A 19986-nucleotide genomic window follows, 5' to 3' on the forward strand; every position below is an offset into this window, starting at 1 on the left:
TAGGCCAATTCAAGGTTAAAACATTAGGTTGCACGGCGAGTTTGAGTTAGATTAGCGCGAAACTTCACTTTACCGGATCAATAGCATGAGCCAACAGCAGCCGAATAACCCACTTCACGGGTTGAGTTTAGAAAAAATCGTCACCCGACTAGTTGAACACTTTGGTTGGAATGGCCTGTATGAGCGCATTCGAGTGAACTGTTTTAAGAAAGATCCGTCGATCAAATCTTCTCTGAAGTTTTTGCGTAAAACGCAATGGGCAAGAGACAAAGTCGAAGCGCTGTACATCGAGACATTCTGCTAACCGCTCTATAGTCTGCAGCAAGCGGCAAGTAGATTCTTAGTCTCGCTATGGCTCGCTAGAATGACGTAGCTTTTCTTATCGCGTAGGCTAGAAGAGTCGCTCTGCTGTTACGTTTAAAGCGTGATTCAGAATCTACCCTCAGGCTTGTATTGAGTCTATTCATAGCTCTATGGGCCTACAGCAGCGGTAAGTAGATTCTTAGTCTCGCTATGGCTCGCTAGAATGACGCTAGTTTTCTTATTGCGTGGTTTGAATGGTACCTCAGCATCATTCCCGACAGCGATGAAGAATCGCTGTCGGGAACCTCGCCTTTAATCTCTCGTTTCTTGCTACTCCAAATGATGCGTACTACCCACGGTTCCTTCCAAGTCTAAAATCGACTGGCGAACGTGATCTGGAATCGCAGCTTTAACGTTGTTCTTAAAATCGAACATCACACCAGTGGCGGTCGCGATGGTCGCAATTTTACCCCACTTCTTACTCAGCACTTGGTACTCCATCGTGATGCGATCTTCTTGCATGTCGATTACGCGAGAACCGACTAGTAGCGTGTCTGGGTAAGTAACAGGCAATTTGTAGCGGCATTGAGTCTCGCTCAGTACTGGCCCAATTTGCGAGGTCTGCAGGTCGACCAGCAGGTTAATTTTGTTGAAGTAATCTAAACGTGCGGTCTCAAAGTAGCGAAAATAGACCACGTTATTAACGTGTTGCAGAGCATCCATTTCACCCCATGCGACTTTTATCTCTGTGATAACGGGAAAGTCCTTTAACAGTGTGTCCATTTTTATTGCTCCTTTTTCATCTGCTTTGCCACAAATTGCAACGCGACTTATCACTTTGAGCATTTATTCTAGATGTAATCATTTAATATGTAATAAAGTTGTTTTTAAAATGTGAAATGAAATGGTGATTTGATTATGTAAACTAGAAACTTTACATAATCGAGTTGAAGGCGTAAGTTTAACTAAGAGTAACCAGATAGGAGGTGTCTCATGATTGAACTCAAAGGTTTCAACCTCGCAAGAGTTGAGAAACGCATTGATTGGACAGGTGAGCTGTTCAGTTTGAGAATATCTGGCGCGCCTCTTTCCTTTAAAGCTGGCCAATTCACCAAGCTTGCTTTGCTTGATGATGAAGGTAAGCCGATCAGCCGCGCTTACTCTGTGGTTAATGCGCCAAGCGAGCAATTCGATTGGTTGGAGTTTCTAATAGTAGCCGACCCTCAAGGACAACTTTCTCCACGGCTCCAAAAGCTTAAATCTGGTGATAGCATTTATGTCGGTGCCACCGCACATGGCGATTTAATCCATGATTCTATTCCTAAACAGGCTCATGACCTGTGGCTGCTATCTACAGGTACGGGGATTGGACCGTTTTTATCGCTGCTGGATGATATAAACTTACCGCCTCACAATGAGCGCATTGTGCTGGTTCATGCCGTTCGTTTCGAAAAAGATCTGGTTTATAAATACCTAATTGAACAGCTTCAGCAACGATATGAAGGCAGATTAAAGTATATACCGATAGTCAGCAGGGAAGTGGTTGATGGTAAATTACAAGGCCGAATTCCTGAACTCATCGAATCGGGTTTACTGTCCAACGCCGCTGATGCGCCATTCTCAGCTCAGCGTAGCTTTGTCATGATGTGTGGGAATCCACAAATGATCAAAGATACCGTGCCCGTCTTACAAGAGCTAGGCTTGGAAAAGTATCGCCATCAAACCGGGGGAAATATCATTTACGAACGTTACTGGTAGCGTTTTGTTAAATTGATACGGTTATGCTCAAGATGTAATGATTACTTTTGAGATACGACCGCGATTTAGTATGTTCTTAGTTGAATATTATGTTGGCAATACCTAAACTGCGCTCACCATTGCGCGTCTGTACACTCAGTCATTCTCGCTTAACCAATTACATTGAGGTGACTGAAGTCCATGTATGCTTTTATCGCGAGCAAGCAACAGAGAATCATTGCTGGTTTTATCGACCTGCTCTTTGCGATGGTGGTCGTGTTAATCATCGCATTGAGTATTAACTCTTTTCTTAACGACTTTCAGCTCTCTTTAGCAGATAACCTCACGCTTGTTCGTGAAACTCAGGCGTTTTACTTGCTTTCTTTACCAACGGTTTTAATGATCAACTGGAATGCATTGAGTCATGGGCAAACCATTGGTATGCGCATGATTGGTATTAAAGTTGTAATGAAAAATGATAGTAAGGCAACGAAAGTTACAGCAGGGTTAAGGCTTGTTATTAGCTACTTGCTGGAGATGCTCATTCCGGGGATCCCGTTGGTAAATTTGGCATTGTTGTTCTTTCATCCGGAGCGACGATTGTTGCATGACTTGATCGCCAATACTAAAGTTGTCCAAGCTTCCTAATTTTTGATTAAAAAAGCCACGTGAAGTGGCTTTTTTAATATCGATAAAGTTAACCAGATTTACTGTTGATTAACATATTTCTTAAAGCGAGCTTTGGTTTCTGCGTCTGCTTTTTGGTACCAGAAGTGCAGCATCTCTTCAGCTGTCGAATCCGCTTTAACCGCAGTTGCTCTCACTTGCTTCATATCCGCAGGAACCTTTGCAGGAAGCGTGACTGGCTGCATGGTTGCTGCGCCAGCAAAAGCCACGGCTGCTGCACCGCCAGCTTGGTTATAATCTTCGATTTCACGCACGTAATCACGACCGATTTGCATACCCGGTTTGAGCAACTTGTCCTGGTCAACCGCGATTGCGTTGCCAGAATCATCAACCAGTTTCCAATCTAAGTCTTTGATCTTCTCTTCCGCATCACGTAGGTTGCGGTATTCTGGCATTTGTAGAGTGAGTTCGGCATTGGTCGCGTCAAATCGTGTAACGATAACATCGCTTTCAACACTTAAACGGTCATTACCTTGGTTGAAGTAAGGGGCGAAACGAAATACGACTTGGTTAAGGCCATCAGGTAACGTCAGTGTTCTTTCAGAGGCGAAAAAACCACCCGAAAGATCTGCTTTTTCACCGTTAGCCGCTAATACTGAAACGTTGTCAGGAACACTCACGGTTACATCTGCGAATGCCATGCCACTCATTGCGAGAGCAAGCGCACAAGTTAAAGGCTTGATCAATTTCATTGTTTTTATCCTAAGCAAATTAGTGGTCATCGAGAGTGCATCGTTCATTGCCCGATTGCAACTCCCAAGTGTAATAAGTATGAAAATTTAACAAGAACGTCATTTTTATCGTATTTATTACGACGAAACTGTGATCCAAATAGAATCAAACCGCTGAAATGCAGCGGTTTGATATCATAAGTTATAGATTAAATTTCTTTCTAACTTATTGATTTATTAAATACCAGCACCGTGTCCAGGTTCTGATTGGTCATCAGAAGCGTCTTGTTGTTCTGCCATTTCTTCTTGCTGTTGTGCTTTCTCAATGCTCAACCACCAAACAAATAACTCATACCAAATTGCTAGGATAACGGCACCTAAGAACAGACCAACGATGCCGTAGAAAAGCATACCACCGATGGCACCGAGCAGAATCACAGGCATTGGCACGTCGACGCCACGTCCCATTAACATTGGTTTGAACAGGTTTTCAGAAAGAGCCGCAACTACGACCCAAACAGTAAACATGGTTGCTGTTGAGGTGTCTTGGGTCATGTACATGAAGCCAATCACAGGTAGCACTGCGAGCAACGCCGGGAGCTGAGCGATACATAAAATCATTAGAAGCAGTGTGAGTAAACCTGCTGCCGGAACGCCAAATACGAAGAAACCAGCACCGATCAACAGTGCTTGAATCGCCGCTACACCGACTACGCCAAGCAGTACGCTTTTAATTGTCGCAGCGATAAGCGTGGTCCAGCTTTTTGCGTTTTCACCAGCGGTTCGAATCGCGATGGTTCTTAAGCCTGATGCTGCAGATTCAGAGTACGTCATGAAACCTGCTGCAATCGCAAGTGACAAGATTGAAAGCAGTAAACTTCCCAATACGCCCCCCAGTGTACCCAGTAAAGATGTGAGTCCTGCCTTTATTTGTGGCATAAAGGTTTGAATAGCTTGTTCAAGATTAGTAGCGAATAGGGTCCACACTTCGTAGAGCTTATCACCCACGATAGGCCAACCCGCTACGGAAGCTTTTGGCCCTGGTATTTTCACTTGTCCATTTTGTAGTACTTCAAGCGCGTGCGTTGCACCATCCACAATGGAGCCTGATACCATAACAAGTGGCGTGACAAGGAGGGCAATACCAAGTAAAGCAATGGTTGTGGCTGCCAGGCCTCTGCGACCACCATATACACGCTGCAATTTTTGGGTAAGCGGCATTAAAGCGACGGCTATAATAGCGCCCCAAATAACCGGAAGTATGAAGGGTTTGATGATGTCGTACGTAAACATCAGCAAGACAAAGATCAAGCCAATGCGTATTGCTGATTCCACCATATTACTGATGAAAAGCTTACTGTCGATTTTTACCGATTGTTTATCCATTTTTGTTTACCTGATGATCAATGTTAGAACTGACGAGACTTGAAACAACAATCGCCATATAAAAAACACCTGTGATGGCCTCTAAATACACCACGACTTGAGCCAGTGGTGTTAGAGGACTAATGTCGCCATAACCGAGCGTGGTTAAGGTAACGAAACTGAAATACGCTGCATTGGAGAAGTTCTGCCCCCAAGAAATCGCTTCCATACCGGTAAAGGCTTCAGGCGAAAACTCAAGCAGAATGAGGTAGGCAATCGCCCACATCAGACCAAGCAGCAAGAAAAGCGCTACCGAGCCAATGACTTTGTTGCTGTTGACATGGCCGGTGAAAAGAATCTGTCTTGCGATGGATTTAAAAGTGCCGAAAAAGAACGCAAAGGTGAGGGCAAGCATCACCACATTCATCTCTCTGATGTCGAAAACGGTCTTGATCACAATCACAAGAACCCAAACACCAAACAGGCTGTAGAGGAAACGAGACCAGGTTTTGTCAAAGCGAAGGCTCGCAAAACAGACGATAAACGTCAGAACCGTGAAAGCCTGAAGTATGTGTTCAATCGTCCCTTCACCTACTACTTGTGCCATCGCACTCCCTAGCAACAAAATCACTAGCGCTAAGGTTAGATAGAAGAAGTTGTTTTCTTCATTAATGTTTTTGAGGTTTTTACCAATGACCATGGCTCTTCTCACTTAGTTATTGTTCACTGTCTGCGGATGACTCTTTCATCACCATGATGGACGCAGAAAGCCCGAATCGAAGATCAACATCTTCAGGAAGTTCTTGTAGGGAGATTCGCACCGGAATACGTTGTGCTAAGTGAATCCACTGAAAAACAGGGTTTACGTTTGGCAGAAGGTTGTAGCCGACCGTGCCGTCTTTGGGCGCAATACCCCAACCAATCGAGTCAACCGTCGCGTCAATTGGCGTGTCTGGGTGAGACATCAAAGTGACACGCGCTTGGCTGCCAGGTTCGATTTGCGCAAGTTGGTTTTCACGGAAGAAACCAAATACCCAAAAGCTGTTTTTGTCGATCAGTGCGAGCAGTGGTTGGTTTGCGACCGCTTGCGTACCGTTTCTAATATCGAGGTTAGATACAAAACCATCGACGGTCGCATAAACTTTGGTAAAGCTGAGATTAAGGCGTGCTGATTTTAGTTGCTCTTCTGCAGATTTGATTTGCAGTAGCGACTCTTCGTAAGCGATTTCACGACGAATCAGATCCTTATGAGAAACTGCGCCACGGTCTTTGGCACGAATGTCTTTTAAGCGGTCATATTCGATTTTTTTACCGCGAGAGCTAACAATGGAGCGCTCCAGTGCTACTTCGGCTTGAGATAACGCAACCTGGTAAGTCGCAGGGTCGATTTCAAACAGTAAATCCCCCGTTTTTACTTCTTGGTTGTCTTGCACCGCGACATTTACAATTGGGCCTGATACGCGAGGAGCCACTTTGATGACGTTAGCACGCACTTGCCCATCTCGTGTCCATGGGTTATTAAAGTATTCCTCAAACTTTTGATAGCCGAGCCAAGCTGCGCCACCAAGAATGACAAGATTGAGTGCGATTACGAATAGTTTTTTCATCTTGTTTGGCACCTAAAATTGAATATAAAAGCTGTCGATGGCCACCACATAACCGACCATGATGGCAATAAACGTCAGAGACGGAAAAGCGATGAAGCGAGACAAACGTGTCTTGTTCAATATCATCACCGTTATCCACGTGGCCGTGACGGCGAGAAAGAGCACGAGTAGCGTAGGAGAAAAGTAAACGTCTCCCCAAGAGAGTTCATGAGGCATTACCGATCCTCCGTTTTGTTTTCATCACTGGTCTCAGCCGGAGTTTCGAGTCGCAAAGGCGGCAATACGCGGTTTTCTTCATTTAAATAACCATCCCAGTCAGTTCGTTCTGTCATTTGCTTGGCAATAGATTCACTGATGAAAGGCTTGCCTGTTTGGGTTTGCCAGCCTCCACCGAGGGCTTTGTAGAGCGCGACAACTTGGTTCGCAACATTACCTTTGATCGTTGCGTAGCTGTCTTCTGCGCGGGTCATTTTTTCTACCGAGTTAAGCAGACGTTCGAATGAAATTTGTCCGTTTTCGTACTGTGTCATGGATATGTTGAACGCACGAATGGAAGAGTTGACCGATTGCAAGCGTAAATCTTTTTGCTGCAAATACAGGTCATATGCTTCGATTGCATTGGTGACTTCATTAACGGCTTGCAGTACCTTTTTGTTGTAGTTCGTCAGCGTTTCTTGGAAGCGAGCATCTTCGAAACGAATGTTATTTTTCACGCGTCCGTATTGGAAAATGTTCCAACTGAACGTTGGGCCAACCACCATGGTGAGCGAATCGCTAAAACTGAAACTGCTGCCATCGGGAACCGTACTGTCGATACCGATGGAACCGAACAACGAAAAGCTTGGGTACAGAGCGGTTTCTGCCACGCCAATCTGCGCACTTTGCGCGCGAGCTTGCATCTCAGAGACTTGCAAATCCGGACGTCGCATCACTAAGTTAGCATCCACTTGCGTATCCAAAAGCGGTGGACGTGGCACAATGGAGCGCTCGTCGGTGCCCGATAGCGCCGATTTTCTGCCCGTTGATTTGAACTGGGCTTCGTACTCAGCGATTTGCTTGTGCATCCCATCCGACTGTAGCAGTCCATCTACTTCTTCTGGTAACAGACCCAGTAGCAAAGCCAACACAGTACGTGATTGCTTCATTGCCACTTCGAGGCTCGGTAGCGCTGCTTTGGTGGTGTAGAGTTGGTTTTTAGCTTGTTGAACGTCCAATTCTGTAACGTTGCCAGAGTCGAACTGCACCTGTGTAATGCGGACGACACGCTCTTGAATCTCGATATTGCGGCGAGACAGCAAAATACGTTCTTGGAATGTGCGATAGTTGATGTAATTGCGTGCCACTTCGGCGGTTATGGTGACCATGATGTCGTGATACGATGCGATGGATGCGTAGTAACCCGCTTCTGCCGACTCAATACCGCGAGCATACTTGCCCCAAACATCCATTTCCCAAGCAGCATCAAACGACAAAGTGGCGTTATTCACGCCCTGATCATTTACGTAGGCACGCGCTAGGTTTCCTGACATGGTTTGAACTTGTGGGTATTGCAAGCCAGTCGAAATACCAAGCAATGAACGTGCTTGGACAATTCGTAGCCCTGCGGCTTCTAAATCGAGGTTTTGTTTGCTCGCCAACTCAACCAGCTGATTAAGAGTCGAGTCATTAAATTGCTGCCACCATTGTTGTAGCTGTTGCTCTGATTGCTGCGTATCTTTGGCTGCTTTTTGCACCGACCAGTCACTTGGCAGTGGCGCCTGCTTTGGATGAACATAATCTGGTCCTACCGTGGTACACGCACTGAGTCCGAGCAAAGAAAGTATGGCGAGGCTTGGTTTGGTTAGTTTTGGAAGCATCATATCCCCACCTTTAAAAACGCTTCTGTTGTAAGTTCACCCAATCGATATCCTCGTAGGTTTGCTTGCAATGCTTGATTGCTTCGAACACGTTCCGTTTTAAATTCAGCAAGATATAAAAACCGGCTATCTCTGAATAAGCGTAGTCAGATAAATCCAACTCACTAAAAAAATCTTCCAGTTTATCTTCGAATGTTTGGTAATCTTGACTGTATTGGTCGAATACGGAGTCGAGTTCTTGTGTTGCTTGATGGCTGGCTAAAGCGCCCGCCATCAAAGGAATGATGGAATCGCGGTGCTGTTGGCGAAGCTGAGTAATTAGTGGATTGGTCATCAACTTTTTCTCGGCGGCCATTAAGATGTTGATGTGATTACTGAGTACATCACACGCTTTGCTAAACGCGCCAATCGCTTCTGGCGTGGTTTTATCAAAGTGTTTGTGGTTGATTTTCGAACCCCAGACTTTGAGCTTTTTCGATGAGACATTGAGCGTCACCAAGTGTAAGGCCCGTTTGAGCGGCGTAATAACCGAGCTAGACTGCTGTTGATAGGTAGTGAACAGCTCTCGGGTATGTCGGAAGTAGCGTTCTTTTATGGTCAAAAAGAGGTGTTCTGGTCGTGAGCTAAACGGGAAGTAGTGCGCGAAAATAATCATGAACACCACCATGTAGAACAACAGCATGATCGTCATGAGGATCCCGAAGTGATAAAACATGTTGTTGTCTAAACCGAGAACAAACAAGCCAATCATATAGAAAATCGTCACTGGCCCGTTAAACAGATAAAAACCGATAAAGGTGTAGATAAAGATAAACAGGCCAAGTTCTAATCCGAGATCCAATTGCGGAAGGATGAAGACGTAAGAAGGTACCGCGAACAAGAAGCCGAAAGTGAACAGCACAAGCAACAAAATTGGGTGCACAGGCACGAACGACAGCAAAGACATAAACATGGTCGAGAAGACCACGAACGAGTAGCCGCCTGGTGGATTGAAATAAATCCAAATCAGTCCTGCAACCCAATAGGTAACAAAGGTTTTGACCGCAGTTTTAAAGTTTTCTGCGTCCCACCATAGAAACTTGCCTTTCGGTTTCGGCAGTGGCACGTCAAAGGAGACATTGTTCGTCACAGAGTCAATGCAGCTAATGCTCTCCGCTAAACGCGACAAGTTTTGATGCATCAGTTCCAATAGGTGACCAAGCGTAAGCGCAGAGCCTTTCTCTAGGTGAGCTGCATCTTCAAGCAACGCTTGGTTGTATTCGACTTTGAACTCCTGAGCACGATAAGCGGGCTCTTTTTCGTCCCAGACTTGTTGGCAGGTATCAAATAGCGCGTCAATTTCCGCCACGGCTTGATCAAAGTTGCTGATGCTTTCACGGTCTTGCTGGTGGCTAAAGTGGCTGTGCGCCGCGACGGTCAATTGTTGCGTTACTTGCTTGTTCAAATGAACCGCCAAGCGCCACTCTTTCATGTAGGCCGACACGTCACTGCATTCCACACTGACCGTGGCAAAACGCTGTTCGAGCGCATTTTGAGCGGCAAACATCTGTTCGATGAGAGTGTCCACGCTAGGAGGTTGTGGCTCTTCCGCTTCTGGATTTTCTTCTCCGCCTTCTTGAGGAGAGATTTGCCCTGCCGATTTTTGCTCGAAATTTTGCAAGATAGCGGTGAACAACGCGCGTTGTGCTTGGTTGAGTTGTTCGATGAGCTGTCTTAGGTTTTGTTCTGTTTTGGTCGGGAATAAGAAAGTTCCCACGAGTGTGTAAACCACCACCCCAAACACCGTCATATAGGCGCGGTCAACGCCATAAAGGAACGCACCTTCTGCGTCACCGCCATTGGACATCATCAGCGTCATCACACCGGTCAGCATGAGTAGCGTTGGATCTTTTTGATAGGCATTACGGAAGTAAAAAATGAAAGAGACCACAACCGACACGCTCAGCATGTACAGCAAGCGGTCTTGGGCAAACAATCCCACCAGTAACAAGCCAACGACGGCGCCAACCAACGTACCGAACACACGTAAGGTACCTTTGGCGAGGGATTCACGACGACTGCCTGTGGATGCAATCAGCATCACTGTGGTTGCGGCCGTCGATGCTTGCGGCCAACCCATGGCAAACGGGATTAGATAAGCCAGAGTCAGGCTAAGCGATACTTTAATAGCGAATTTTATTTTGTCGTTCATAGTGTCAAAGTTTGCTCAGGCTTATCGTTATAAGTTGATGAATTTCTTATGTGAATAATCAGAATCTTGTTCTGAATAAATTCGGGGGGCGGAATATAGCGGGTGAAAAAGTGTGCTTTGTAAACCCTTTGTCAAAACACAAAGTGCGTATTTGGCTCGATCTCGCGCTAGCCCTTGGCGTTATTGACGAAACGCCTAAAACGAGCAAAATCGCGATCTGTGACGATTCTCACTTTTGAAACAAAATCGTCGTGTTGTGCGAGCCAATTCTCACCTTATATCCTTCGCCTGATACTAAAGCAGGCCACTCGTACCATCTGCAATGAGCTTTGCTGCTTTAAAAAGCATAGATGATGAATGGGTATTTGAGAGGGAAAGTTATTATTTTTTATCGGCTTGCCGATTGTTCGCTTGTTTTTTTGGATCGAGATAAAAAAACCAAAGCGATACCACCAAGAATGATGCCACTGGTTAAAAGTGTATGCAGTGAAAGAGACTCGTGGAGTACGACGGTACCTAACAGCAAAGCAATGGCTGGCACGGAAAGTTGGCTGACGGCGGCTTGAAGTAAAGAGAGCTTACGCATGACTTGATACCAAAGCGTATACCCAAGGCCAGATGCAATGGCGCCAGACGTGATAGCGAGCAAGATTCCGCTCAAAGAGAGATGGATTGAGGACAGCATCAATGGTGATAGGAGTATGCCAATTATAGATGCAGCGATAAACCCCCATGTGATGCCACTACTTGGAGAAGGCGCTTGTTTGCCGAGCGCAGTAAACGCAGCCCAACAAACGCCAGAAATCAACATGAGAAGTGCAGAACTGATATCGGGGCGAGTGGCAGATGGCAACATTAACCAAACAAAGCCAACAATCGAAAGGCCGATACCGATGATTTCGAGAAACTGAAAGCGCTCACCTTGCCACCAATAGATGGCCAGTAACGTCAGTTGCACGGCACCAAACAAAAGCAAAGCACCGGTTCCTGTCGCCAGTTGTAAGTACGCGAAAGAGAAAAGGGCAGCGTAACCAAATAACGCCACGCCAGCAAAAAAGCGAAAGCGAGAAGTTGGCCGATCGGTTTTCCACTGACCTCTCACGACAAGCAATGCGATTAAGGTAATCGCACCGGATATCAATCGAACGAGAGTGAAGCTTCCTGCATCAATTAACCCTTCGGCCAAGGCAAGTCGGCACAATAATGAATTGGCGGCGAACGCCAGCATTGCAATAGCAGTGAGTAAAAAGGTCGACATCCTTGGCCCTTAGCGTGTAAATGAACAGCTAGTGTAGATCCAAAAGAACATTTTTATTAGTTGATAAAGTGATTAGTTATAGCTATCAGAGCAAGAAAGTCATTAAAAATAACCAGAGAAAACCTGACCTTAGCCTGAGTCTTACTGTGGTTGGGAAGGTTGTTTGTACAATGACTTAATGGTGTTTTTCAACCATAGCAATTTGGGATTGTACGCATTGCGTTTATGCCAAATCATGGTAAATGGAATCAGTAACTTGTCTTGTTGAGCTTGGTCTAATGGAATTGGCAAGCACACCAAATCGAGATGCAGCTTTTCTGTGTAACTTTTGCAATAGTGCGGCGCGGTGGTGATCATGTCATGCGTCGGCTGCGCTGCCATAAAAAGGGATTGCTCAAAGTTGGACATCGTCAGCCCGATAGAGCGCTGTAGCCCTAGTTCCGTTAATACTTCATCCAACGCCCAAGTTTCACTTTTTTCCCAAACAATATTGATGTGTTGGTAGCTCAGAAAGGTCTCGAGATTCCACTCTTGCTGTAATGCCGGATGATCTTTATGTAAATACACCATCGGCAGGTCATAAAATAGAATCTCAAAATCCAAGAAATACGGCAGAAGATCCAACGACTCTTTCGATCTCGGGTGACTCTCTCGGCCGGTAAAACCGATATCCGCCTCTCCTCGAATGATGGCGTCGAGTGAATCGTAATCCCAGTTACTGGTTTTTACTTTCGCTTCAGGGTATCGCTGGTGGATAGCGACGATGAGTCTGTCCAGCACTGTGAGCACTAATGGCGACTCAATCGTGATATCAAAACGCACTCCTTTAGGCGTAATATCGCTGCGTTTTTCTGCAATTTGGCTGCCAATTTGCAGCCATTCTGCGAGATCTTGCTCCATGCTTTGTGCCAAAGGCGTTGGCGCAAGACCTTTAGGTGTTTTGACAAACAAAGGATCATCGAACCAATGACGAAGTTTGTTGAGCGACTTACTTACGGTAGAGGGCGTAACGTTCAGCTTTTTCGAGGCTTTCGAGACGCTTTGCTCTTGCAACAATAATTGCAGAGTGAACAGTAAGTTTAAATCAAGTCGCGCTAGGGATTTCTTCATAATGGGTATCGTGAACAGGCTTTGGAATCAATAGTATTAGAGCAAGGCTGATTACGCTACCTAACACCAAGATAAACAACAACATATTCAGTGCACTAACGCCGATGAAACCCATAAACCAAATATAGAACGCGGAACTACAAACTTGAGCAATGCCCAGTAACGAGCTCGCCACGCCAGCTTGTTGAGAGAATGGGCTGAGCGCTTGGCTCATGGCCACGCCAAAGCCACAAGCGAAACCAGCGCAAATCAACCCAAGTCCGAACACATAGTAATGAGATTGTCCATCATGGAAATGGGCAGCACTGAGCACGATGCCTGCACAAGCGAGCAATACTTGAGAGGTGATCATTAAGGTTCGCTGCTTAAAAATCCCCAATGCCAATGGCGCAGAGAACGAAATCAACATACTGATCGTCGCAGTCCCCGCCATGATGGAAGAATAGCCACCGCGATCAAAACCAAGCATACTCATCACAACAATTGGTGAAGCGTTAACAAAGGTCAGGATGGTGGTCACTCCAAGTGCAGTAATGATCAGCCTACTGATAAAAAATCGCTCGAAGAACGTCTCTTGATGGCTCTCTGGCGTTGTCTGTTCTTCACCTTGTTGGCTGGGTAGTGATTCCTTGAGAACAAAAATGGCCAATACACTGACGAGAATGCCCATTCCTGCCATCGTGGTAAACAAACTCGGCCAAGGAAATTTCAGCATAATCAAGTGACCAATCACGGGTGCGATCACTGGAATGATACAGGTGATGCCATTGAGCATCGACAATACTTTCGCGCGGCGTTCATCGTCTAACGTGTCGCGTAAAATCGCGAATGCGACGACATAGCAAGATCCAGCCCCGATGCCTTGGCAAAAGCGAGCAATCAAGAAAGTGTTTGGTTGCTCAGCCATCCCGCCGAGAAAAGACGCGAGCACGAAGATCATCGCGCCGACGACGGCAACAGGCTTTCGTCCCACAGAGTCTGCAATTTTCCCCGCGAATAACATGGTGGTAGCCATGCCAGCTAAATAGATCGAAAACGCAATATGCAACTGAGACTCACTGGCGTTGAGATCTGACGCAATTTGAGGCAAACCAACAAGATACAAATCAATGGCAGTAGGGTAGAGTAAAACGAGTGCAAAACTACAAAGTAAAAAACGGGACATGGAAACCTCTCTATCGAATGGCGAGGATAATAGAGTGCTAAACGTTTGCCTGCGAGTGGGAAATACGACACTAGGTATTTCTATTTACGACATACCCTGTATGAATTGAGCATAAAAACAACAAGGAAGATTATGATTACTATTGAAAAGTATTCGCCTGAGCGACATGAACAAACTTGCGAACTTAGCGTGCTAGAAGAGCAATCGCAGTTTACGGTCGCGGATGTGGGTGAAATGCTTACGCGTCTTGAACCTACAGAACTTCCGCATCTGATTTTGACAGACGATGATGTGGTTGGCTTTTTTCTATTTGATGCAGCTTACAGTGAGAAATACGATTTTTGCCCGGAAAACAGTTTAGGCGTGCGGGCTTTGCTGGTGGATCACCGTCATCAAGGCAAAGGCATCGCCAAGCAAGCCATTCAACAGTTTGCCGATTTCGCCAAACGCCATTATCCCGAGTTTGATGCGCTTTATCTCACTGTGAATTGCCGCAACATACCTGCTTATCAGTGCTATTTAAAATCAGGGTTTGAAGATACCAATGAGCTTTACCACGGCGGCCCAGTTGGACCGCAGCACATTATGAGACAGCCGCTTTAGCTATGAAAAACCAAGGATGGAAAGATGAGAATTGAAATCGACAATTTAGAACGGCCGCAAGTGATTGCGATGTTGGAAGGACATTTACAGGACATGTACGCTACATCGCCACCAGAAAGCGTGCATGCGTTAGATTTAGATAAGCTCAAAGCGCCAGAAGTGACGTTTTGGACCGGATGGAAAGGTGAGCAACTGCTTGGGTGTGCGGCGATTAAAGAGTTGGATGACCAACACGCGGAGCTGAAATCCATGCGCACCACGCCTACGGCAAGAAACCAAGGTGTGGCATCTCAATTATTGATTCATGTGATTGAGCAAGCGAAGCAAAAAGGTTTGCAGCGCTTGAGTTTAGAAACGGGCTCGATGGAGTTTTTTAAACCAGCGCGCCTGTTGTATGAAAAGCATGGCTTTGTGTACTGCGAGCCGTTCGGGGATTACGAACTCGATCCGAACAGTCAATTCATGACCCTAGAACTGAGCTAGGGCCATGAATTTTTAGAAGCTAAATCCAATCGATTTAGAAATTCAGATTCAAGTTGATGGTTGGCGATAGGAGGCTTGAACGCTCGTCAGCCAATCGCTTTCTCTTCTCTTTCAGTCTCTTGGCATTGTCTTTGTCTGGATTGCCATCAAGCTGATTATCGATGACCGAGATTTCAGTATCGATTTGTTGGATGCGTTGCTGGCGTTGATATTCTTGATGACCTAACTGGTAGTTCTCAATGAACTCTTTGCTGCTGCACACACCGTAGTATTCTTTGCCTTCGATACCGACAGTGTACCCATTGTCTGGTGAGCAATATTGGATAGTGCCTTTATCAAAGCCTTCTTTCCATTTCGCTCGGTCGGGTGTCACACCCGCTTCACCACAGTCTTCGGTATAGCTATTGATAATGTTTGGATCGTTGCCATCTCGGCCATCTTGATAACCTACGTTGTACCAGTTCGCCGTTTTGCACTCATCCGGAGACATGCTGGCGCAACCTGAGAGCAAAGTCAGTAAAGCCAGGGGGATTAGCGCTCTTTTCATCAGTGACTGTCCTTTAAATAAAATCGAATTGATAACTTGAGTTTAAAATGAACACTGTTCATATCAATGGTTGAAATCATTGTATTCACAATTGTGGTGACTCATTAATCTAAGTGATAAATTTATTATGCTGAATAGAAGTGTGTTTGATTAGTATTATCCACGAACTGCGCCTTTGCTGCATCAATCCACTAGCCTTGGCCCCAAATTAAGTGATAATACCAACATAAAGATAAACACCGTCAATGAGGCTAAGACATTGAGCGAACAACCCACCGTCCTTATTATCGAGGATGAATCTGCCATCGCAGAGAACCTGATTCATGTATTAGAGATGGATGGCTACCACGCAGAGTGGTTTGCAACGGCAGGAGAGGGCTTGGCCTTTTTGCAGCATAACTCTGCAGCGTTACTTGTGTTAGACGTAGGCTTACCGGATGGCAATGGTTTTGAATTGTGCAAAACCATCCGTGAGTTTTCTGATATTCCCATTATCTTTCTCACCGCAAGAAGCGATGAAATTGACCGCGTAGTCGGCTTGGAGATTGGCGCGGATGATTACGTGACTAAGCCATTTAGCCCGCGTGAAATGTTGGCTCGCATTAAACTTCGAATCAAAGCTAAAGCGCCAATGATGGAGCACAAACCAGAACCTGTAGCTGTTCCAGAACAGCCTCAATTGAACCAAGATTTAGTCGCGCAAAACTTCGATTATGGTGTTGGCGGGCAAATGCTTGGGTTAACTGCGGTGGAGTTCAAGATCCTCGATAAACTGATTTCTGTCTCTTCCAATGTATTGAGTCGAGAGCAACTTATGATCGCGGCAGACATGGCGCCAGAGGCTGCGTACGAGCGCAATATCGATACCCACATCAAAGCTATTCGCCATAAGTTGAAGCCGTTTGGGATGTCTGAACGTATCTGTACCAAGCGTGGCTTTGGTTACTTCTACTGCATTAAAGGTGAATGATGAATCGCTGGCCGAAGATCCCGCTTGGACTCAGACTGTTTTTTCTCTACTTCATCTTAGTCGGGATGACGGCTTACATGGTGAGCAAAACGGTCGTCCAAGAACTCAAGCCAACCGTGCGTCAAACCACTGAAGAGACGCTGGTGGATATGGCGAACTTGCTCGCGGTATTGGCAGAAGAGGACGTTGCAAACGGAAAGTTGTCTGAGAGTCGCTTCTCCAAACTATTAGCGGCTTATGGGCAGCGAGAGCCTCAAGCGCGCATTTGGGAAATTGGCAAAAAAGCGATCAACCATCGAATTTACATTACCGACAAACAAGGCATTGTGATTGCGGATTCTTGGCAGCAAGACGTAGGCAAAGACTACTCGCAATGGAACGATGTTTATCTCACGTTGCGTGGTCAATACGGCGCGCGCAGTACCATCGAAGACCCGAAAGATCCGCTCTCAACCGTTATGCACGTGGCTGCGCCCATTTACCACAAAGGTGAAATCATTGGCAGCGTAACGGTGGCAAAATCCAATCGCTCAGTACAACCTTTCATCGATCTTTCTAAACGCAATGTATTGTTTTGGATGGTGTGGATGAGTGGTTTAGTGCTATTGGCAGGGGCATTGTTTGCTTGGCGAATTCACTCGGCACTGAACAAGCTAGAAGACTACGCGACCAAAATGGGTGAGGGTGAAAAGGTCTCTAAGCCGACATTTCGTATCTTTTATGAGTACGGCACGCTAAGCGACGCATTGGAGAAAATGCGCAATCAGCTCGATGGTAAACAATATGTGGAAGAGTACGTACAGACGCTGACTCATGAGCTGAAAAGCCCGTTATCAGCGATTAAAGGCGCGAGTGAAATATTGCAAATGCCGTTGCCTGAAGAAAAGGTCACGCGCTTTGCTGGCAACATTGAGCGAGAAAGCGACCGCATGCAGTCATTGATTGATAAGTTGCTAGAACTTGCTCGTCTTGAAAAGCGCCCTGAGCTAGAACAAGTCGAAGCTATCTCGCTAAAACAAATGGTCAATGAAGTGGTTGAATCGGCGGATGCGCGCTTGAGTGCTAAGTCGGTCACTGCCAAAATCCAAATTGATGACCATCTCTCCGTGTTTGGTGATGCCTTCTTGCTGAAACAAGCCGTTTTTAACTTGATGGACAATGCGCTGGATTTTGTTCATTCAGAGGGCCGTATTGAATGGAAAACTGAGGTCACGAAAGAGAAAGTGTGCCTGTCGATTTTCAATTCAGGTTCTCATATTCCCGACTATGCGATGCCTCGTTTGACCGAGCGCTTCTATTCCCTTGCTCGGGAAAATGGCGTTAAGAGCACTGGGCTCGGGCTGAATTTTGTTGAGCAAGTGACCAAGCTACACAAAGGTAAGTTGCAAGTCGAAAACGTCGATTCTGGCGTGAAAGTGACCCTGATTTTACCAACTCCATAGAAACTCCACATTAGCTCCATTCGTTCTCCAAATTGCTGATTTAGATTACTTCCATCAGCAAATGGAGAATGAAACATGAAAAAGATCCTCAATAACCAACTCGGCACGAAGTTCGCTTTCGTGCTGTTTTTGTTTGTCTTACTGCAAATCCCGCTTTCAATGGTCACAGGACTGATCTCAGAACGCTCATATCGCCAAGATGAAGTCAGAAACGACATCGCACGCAGCAGCAGCGGCGAACAGCGCATCATTGGTCCATTCATCATGGTTAACTACACCGAAACCAGTTACCGAGATGACAAAGTACAGATTAAAGAGCGTCGTAAATTCCTCCTACCTAGCACTTTTGATATGAGCGCGAATCTGGACAGTTTTGAAAAGTACCGAGGCATTTACCGCGCGCGTTTATACAAAGCACAAGTGGCACTGAAAGGCACTTTTGATGCAGACGATCTCGCGGCGTTGCAGGGGCTTGATATTGAAAACATGAGCCTAGTGGTTGGCATTGAAGACAGCCGTGGATTGATTCGTTTGGATGACATGACCATGGCGAGTGCTGATATCGAAGTCGCACCGGGAACGGGGTTAAATCAGTTACCACAAGGCTTCCACAGTGATCTGACACTTGCAGACCTAAACGCAGAACAACCTTTGGCATTCGATCTTAACTTCTTGTTGCAAGGGATGGGGCAGCTTCAAGTCACACCAATCGGCAGTCAAACAACGGTTGAGCTCTCTTCAAAATGGGCGCATCCAAGCTTTATCGGTGATTACTTACCAGTGTCGTCAGAGGTATCTGAAGATGGATTTAACGCACAATGGGCGAGCAATAACTTCTCTACCAATATCGCGCAGCTGTTCCAAAGCTGTTTGTCATCGAATCACGCTTGTCACGAGCTTGAACAGCGACAAATGGGCGTAGATTTGATTGACCCCGTTGATCACTATTTGAAGTCCCATCGAGCTGTGAACTATTCACTGTTGGTTATCACATTAGTGTTTGCGAGTTTCTTCTTGCTGGAGCTGTTCCAAGCGCGTCCGGTTCACCCAGTACAATACGGTTTTATTGGTCTGGCTTTAGCGCTTTTCTATCTATTGCTGATTTCGATGAGTGAACACCTCGGCTTTAACTGGGCGTATGTGGTGTCAGCAGTCGCATCGACGGGGCTTTTAAGTGTGTATGTGAGCGGTATGTTGAGCAACACCAAACACGGCGCGATATTCGGAGCGTGTTTACTTACTCTCTACGGATTACTGTTTGGCTTGCTACAAGCAGAAAGCTACGCATTGGTCATGGGTACATTACTGTGTTTCGCGATTCTGAGCTTCACTATGGTTATTACACGCAACATCGACTGGTACGCACGAAATAAGAAAGCAGCAGAAAGTGCAAAGGCGAATCATGAAGATGTTTAAACGAGTCACTCTTACTGGTCAACCAAGCAATATGGTGGAAGAAACGTGCGCTATCCACCTGCGATTTTCGGTAAAAAATGGACTGAAAAGCTTGGTGTGTTTTATCGCATTGGTCGTTATTGCGCTCTATGTTCGAGACAGCTTTATTCGTCCGACAGTTGGTGATGTTCTCGTTGTGGTTTGGCTCTACTACTTTCTTGCAAGTATGTTCTCTATGCCCGTTAACTGGCTGGTTTCATTGGTGGTGTTGATTGCGTTTGCTGTCGAGTTGGGGCAATTGCTTCAGGTTGTAGCTTGGCTTGGTATCGAATCTTCATCGCCTCTGGCTGTAATTTTGGGCGCTACATTTGATTGGAAAGATCTGCTGGCTTACTGCATCGGAGGTCTACTGTGTTGGTGGATGGAAAAGAAATGAAAACCGAGATGAAAGCTATTGCGCTACCAGACCGACGTCGACATTCCAAACGAGGTATTCGTAAAAGGATCAAAATCAGTTTACTCAAGCGCGTGTACCTTTGGTCACTGACCAATAGAGAACTGCTGTAAACCTCACCTGTTTATATGAAATACAAAAG

22 protein-coding genes are annotated in these 19986 nt (G+C 45.9%); 10 read left to right on the forward strand and 12 right to left on the reverse strand.

Going from position 1 to position 19986, the window contains the following annotated elements; translation table 11 throughout:
* Positions 1-85: 85 nt before the first annotated feature.
* Positions 86-304: a VF530 family DNA-binding protein gene (locus R8269_RS07465; RefSeq protein WP_025768615.1), complete on the forward strand. Its 219-nt coding sequence runs from the start codon at positions 86-88 to the stop codon at positions 302-304.
* Between the two features lie 329 nt (positions 305-633).
* Here the strand turns inward: R8269_RS07465 and R8269_RS07470 are convergent, their stop codons facing one another.
* A complete protein-coding gene (locus tag R8269_RS07470; RefSeq protein WP_005374933.1) occupies positions 634-1086 on the reverse strand; it encodes an acyl-CoA thioesterase in 453 nt (150 codons plus the stop codon).
* Positions 1087-1296: 210 nt separating this feature from the next.
* Here R8269_RS07470 and R8269_RS07475 point away from each other — a divergent pair, with 210 nt between their 5' ends.
* Together R8269_RS07475 and R8269_RS07480 are read left to right on the forward strand one after the other, a co-directional pair.
* Positions 1297-2061, forward strand: a complete 765-nt coding sequence (locus R8269_RS07475) for a ferredoxin--NADP reductase (protein WP_005374935.1) — start codon at positions 1297-1299, stop codon at positions 2059-2061.
* 180 nt (positions 2062-2241) lie between these two features.
* Positions 2242-2688: an RDD family protein gene (locus R8269_RS07480; RefSeq protein ID WP_005374936.1), complete on the forward strand. Its 447-nt coding sequence runs from the start codon at positions 2242-2244 to the stop codon at positions 2686-2688.
* 59 nt (positions 2689-2747) lie between these two features.
* Here the strand turns inward: R8269_RS07480 and R8269_RS07485 are convergent, their stop codons facing one another.
* From R8269_RS07485 to R8269_RS07530, 10 genes are all read right to left on the reverse strand, one after another.
* Positions 2748-3419, reverse strand: coding sequence for a DUF2057 domain-containing protein (locus R8269_RS07485; RefSeq protein ID WP_017634411.1), 672 nt, complete (start codon positions 3417-3419; stop codon positions 2748-2750).
* A 216-nt stretch (positions 3420-3635) separates the two neighbouring features.
* Complete coding sequence (locus R8269_RS07490) at positions 3636-4784, reverse strand: AI-2E family transporter (RefSeq protein WP_258476612.1); 1149 nt, start codon at positions 4782-4784, stop codon at positions 3636-3638.
* On the reverse strand, positions 4777-5463 hold the full coding sequence (locus R8269_RS07495; RefSeq protein WP_017634413.1) for a potassium channel family protein: 687 nt from the start codon (positions 5461-5463) through the stop codon (positions 4777-4779). The genes R8269_RS07490 and R8269_RS07495 overlap by 8 nt, the downstream gene beginning before the upstream one ends.
* 16 nt (positions 5464-5479) lie before the next feature.
* The gene (locus R8269_RS07500) at positions 5480-6370 is read right to left on the reverse strand and encodes an HlyD family secretion protein (protein ID WP_318222494.1); all 891 of its coding nucleotides are present in this window, start codon (positions 6368-6370) and stop codon (positions 5480-5482) included.
* A gap of 12 nt (positions 6371-6382) precedes the next feature.
* Entirely contained in the window at positions 6383-6586 is a 204-nt protein-coding gene (locus R8269_RS07505; protein WP_005374946.1) for a DUF1656 domain-containing protein, read from the reverse strand.
* The gene (locus tag R8269_RS07510) at positions 6586-8229 is read right to left on the reverse strand and encodes a TolC family protein (protein ID WP_318222495.1); all 1644 of its coding nucleotides are present in this window, start codon (positions 8227-8229) and stop codon (positions 6586-6588) included. Before R8269_RS07510 ends, R8269_RS07505 begins: the two co-directional genes overlap by 1 nt.
* 10 nt (positions 8230-8239) lie before the next feature.
* Positions 8240-10417 (reverse strand): FUSC family protein, encoded by a 2178-nt coding sequence (locus tag R8269_RS07515; RefSeq protein ID WP_005374950.1) that lies wholly within the window; start codon positions 10415-10417, stop codon positions 8240-8242.
* A gap of 388 nt (positions 10418-10805) precedes the next feature.
* On the reverse strand, positions 10806-11675 hold the full coding sequence (locus R8269_RS07520; RefSeq protein ID WP_318222496.1) for a DMT family transporter: 870 nt from the start codon (positions 11673-11675) through the stop codon (positions 10806-10808).
* Between the two features lie 141 nt (positions 11676-11816).
* A complete protein-coding gene (gene yidZ / locus R8269_RS07525) occupies positions 11817-12785 on the reverse strand; it encodes an HTH-type transcriptional regulator YidZ (protein WP_005374957.1) in 969 nt (322 codons plus the stop codon).
* Positions 12760-13950, reverse strand: coding sequence for an MFS transporter (locus R8269_RS07530; RefSeq protein WP_033906686.1), 1191 nt, complete (start codon positions 13948-13950; stop codon positions 12760-12762). Before R8269_RS07530 ends, yidZ begins: the two co-directional genes overlap by 26 nt.
* A gap of 132 nt (positions 13951-14082) precedes the next feature.
* Here R8269_RS07530 and R8269_RS07535 point away from each other — a divergent pair, with 132 nt between their 5' ends.
* A complete protein-coding gene (locus tag R8269_RS07535; protein ID WP_033906687.1) occupies positions 14083-14553 on the forward strand; it encodes a GNAT family N-acetyltransferase in 471 nt (156 codons plus the stop codon).
* Between the two features lie 24 nt (positions 14554-14577).
* Complete coding sequence (locus R8269_RS07540) at positions 14578-15036, forward strand: GNAT family N-acetyltransferase (protein ID WP_033906688.1); 459 nt, start codon at positions 14578-14580, stop codon at positions 15034-15036.
* Positions 15037-15070: 34 nt separating this feature from the next.
* Here the strand turns inward: R8269_RS07540 and R8269_RS07545 are convergent, their stop codons facing one another.
* Positions 15071-15583, reverse strand: a complete 513-nt coding sequence (locus R8269_RS07545) for a DUF2799 domain-containing protein (RefSeq protein ID WP_005374970.1) — start codon at positions 15581-15583, stop codon at positions 15071-15073.
* Positions 15584-15842: 259 nt separating this feature from the next.
* On the opposite strand from R8269_RS07545, the gene R8269_RS07550 reads away from it, so the two are divergent.
* From R8269_RS07550 to R8269_RS07570, 5 genes are all read left to right on the forward strand, one after another.
* Positions 15843-16553 carry a response regulator gene (locus R8269_RS07550; protein ID WP_318222497.1) on the forward strand — a complete coding sequence of 237 codons (711 nt, stop codon included), beginning with the start codon at positions 15843-15845 and terminating at the stop codon, positions 16551-16553.
* Positions 16553-17995: a two-component system sensor histidine kinase CreC gene (gene creC / locus R8269_RS07555; RefSeq protein ID WP_262665819.1), complete on the forward strand. Its 1443-nt coding sequence runs from the start codon at positions 16553-16555 to the stop codon at positions 17993-17995. The genes R8269_RS07550 and creC overlap by 1 nt, the downstream gene beginning before the upstream one ends.
* 75 nt (positions 17996-18070) lie before the next feature.
* Positions 18071-19411, forward strand: a complete 1341-nt coding sequence (creD, locus tag R8269_RS07560) for a cell envelope integrity protein CreD (RefSeq protein WP_318222498.1) — start codon at positions 18071-18073, stop codon at positions 19409-19411.
* The gene (locus R8269_RS07565; RefSeq protein WP_318222499.1) at positions 19398-19826 is read left to right on the forward strand and encodes a DUF2809 domain-containing protein; all 429 of its coding nucleotides are present in this window, start codon (positions 19398-19400) and stop codon (positions 19824-19826) included. Before creD ends, R8269_RS07565 begins: the two co-directional genes overlap by 14 nt.
* On the forward strand, positions 19823-19957 hold the full coding sequence (locus tag R8269_RS07570) for a hypothetical protein (protein WP_281419932.1): 135 nt from the start codon (positions 19823-19825) through the stop codon (positions 19955-19957). The genes R8269_RS07565 and R8269_RS07570 overlap by 4 nt, the downstream gene beginning before the upstream one ends.
* The last annotated feature ends 29 nt before the right edge of the window (positions 19958-19986 follow it).

It is taken from the genome of Vibrio sp. Vb0667, from assembly GCF_033391095.1.

Excerpts from the sequence above, each read along its gene's own strand:
- creD (WP_318222498.1), top strand. The coding sequence starts at position 18,071 with ATGAAAAAGATCCTCAATAACCAACTCGGCACGAAGTTCGCTTTCGTG.
- R8269_RS07510 (WP_318222495.1), bottom strand. The coding sequence starts at position 8,229 with ATGATGCTTCCAAAACTAACCAAACCAAGCCTCGCCATACTTTCTTTG.
- R8269_RS07540 (WP_033906688.1), top strand. The coding sequence starts at position 14,578 with ATGAGAATTGAAATCGACAATTTAGAACGGCCGCAAGTGATTGCGATG.
- R8269_RS07520 (WP_318222496.1), bottom strand. The coding sequence starts at position 11,675 with ATGTCGACCTTTTTACTCACTGCTATTGCAATGCTGGCGTTCGCCGCC.
- R8269_RS07485 (WP_017634411.1), bottom strand. The coding sequence starts at position 3,419 with ATGAAATTGATCAAGCCTTTAACTTGTGCGCTTGCTCTCGCAATGAGT.
- R8269_RS07530 (WP_033906686.1), bottom strand. The coding sequence starts at position 13,950 with ATGTCCCGTTTTTTACTTTGTAGTTTTGCACTCGTTTTACTCTACCCT.
- R8269_RS07545 (WP_005374970.1), bottom strand. The coding sequence starts at position 15,583 with ATGAAAAGAGCGCTAATCCCCCTGGCTTTACTGACTTTGCTCTCAGGT.
- R8269_RS07490 (WP_258476612.1), bottom strand. The coding sequence starts at position 4,784 with ATGGATAAACAATCGGTAAAAATCGACAGTAAGCTTTTCATCAGTAAT.
- R8269_RS07465 (WP_025768615.1), top strand. The coding sequence starts at position 86 with ATGAGCCAACAGCAGCCGAATAACCCACTTCACGGGTTGAGTTTAGAA.
- R8269_RS07505 (WP_005374946.1), bottom strand. The coding sequence starts at position 6,586 with ATGCCTCATGAACTCTCTTGGGGAGACGTTTACTTTTCTCCTACGCTA.
- R8269_RS07565 (WP_318222499.1), top strand. The coding sequence starts at position 19,398 with ATGAAGATGTTTAAACGAGTCACTCTTACTGGTCAACCAAGCAATATG.
- R8269_RS07495 (WP_017634413.1), bottom strand. The coding sequence starts at position 5,463 with ATGGTCATTGGTAAAAACCTCAAAAACATTAATGAAGAAAACAACTTC.
- R8269_RS07500 (WP_318222494.1), bottom strand. The coding sequence starts at position 6,370 with ATGAAAAAACTATTCGTAATCGCACTCAATCTTGTCATTCTTGGTGGC.
- R8269_RS07470 (WP_005374933.1), bottom strand. The coding sequence starts at position 1,086 with ATGGACACACTGTTAAAGGACTTTCCCGTTATCACAGAGATAAAAGTC.
- R8269_RS07515 (WP_005374950.1), bottom strand. The coding sequence starts at position 10,417 with ATGAACGACAAAATAAAATTCGCTATTAAAGTATCGCTTAGCCTGACT.
- R8269_RS07480 (WP_005374936.1), top strand. The coding sequence starts at position 2,242 with ATGTATGCTTTTATCGCGAGCAAGCAACAGAGAATCATTGCTGGTTTT.
- creC (WP_262665819.1), top strand. The coding sequence starts at position 16,553 with ATGAATCGCTGGCCGAAGATCCCGCTTGGACTCAGACTGTTTTTTCTC.
- R8269_RS07475 (WP_005374935.1), top strand. The coding sequence starts at position 1,297 with ATGATTGAACTCAAAGGTTTCAACCTCGCAAGAGTTGAGAAACGCATT.
- yidZ (WP_005374957.1), bottom strand. The coding sequence starts at position 12,785 with ATGAAGAAATCCCTAGCGCGACTTGATTTAAACTTACTGTTCACTCTG.
- R8269_RS07570 (WP_281419932.1), top strand. The coding sequence starts at position 19,823 with ATGAAAACCGAGATGAAAGCTATTGCGCTACCAGACCGACGTCGACAT.
- R8269_RS07535 (WP_033906687.1), top strand. The coding sequence starts at position 14,083 with ATGATTACTATTGAAAAGTATTCGCCTGAGCGACATGAACAAACTTGC.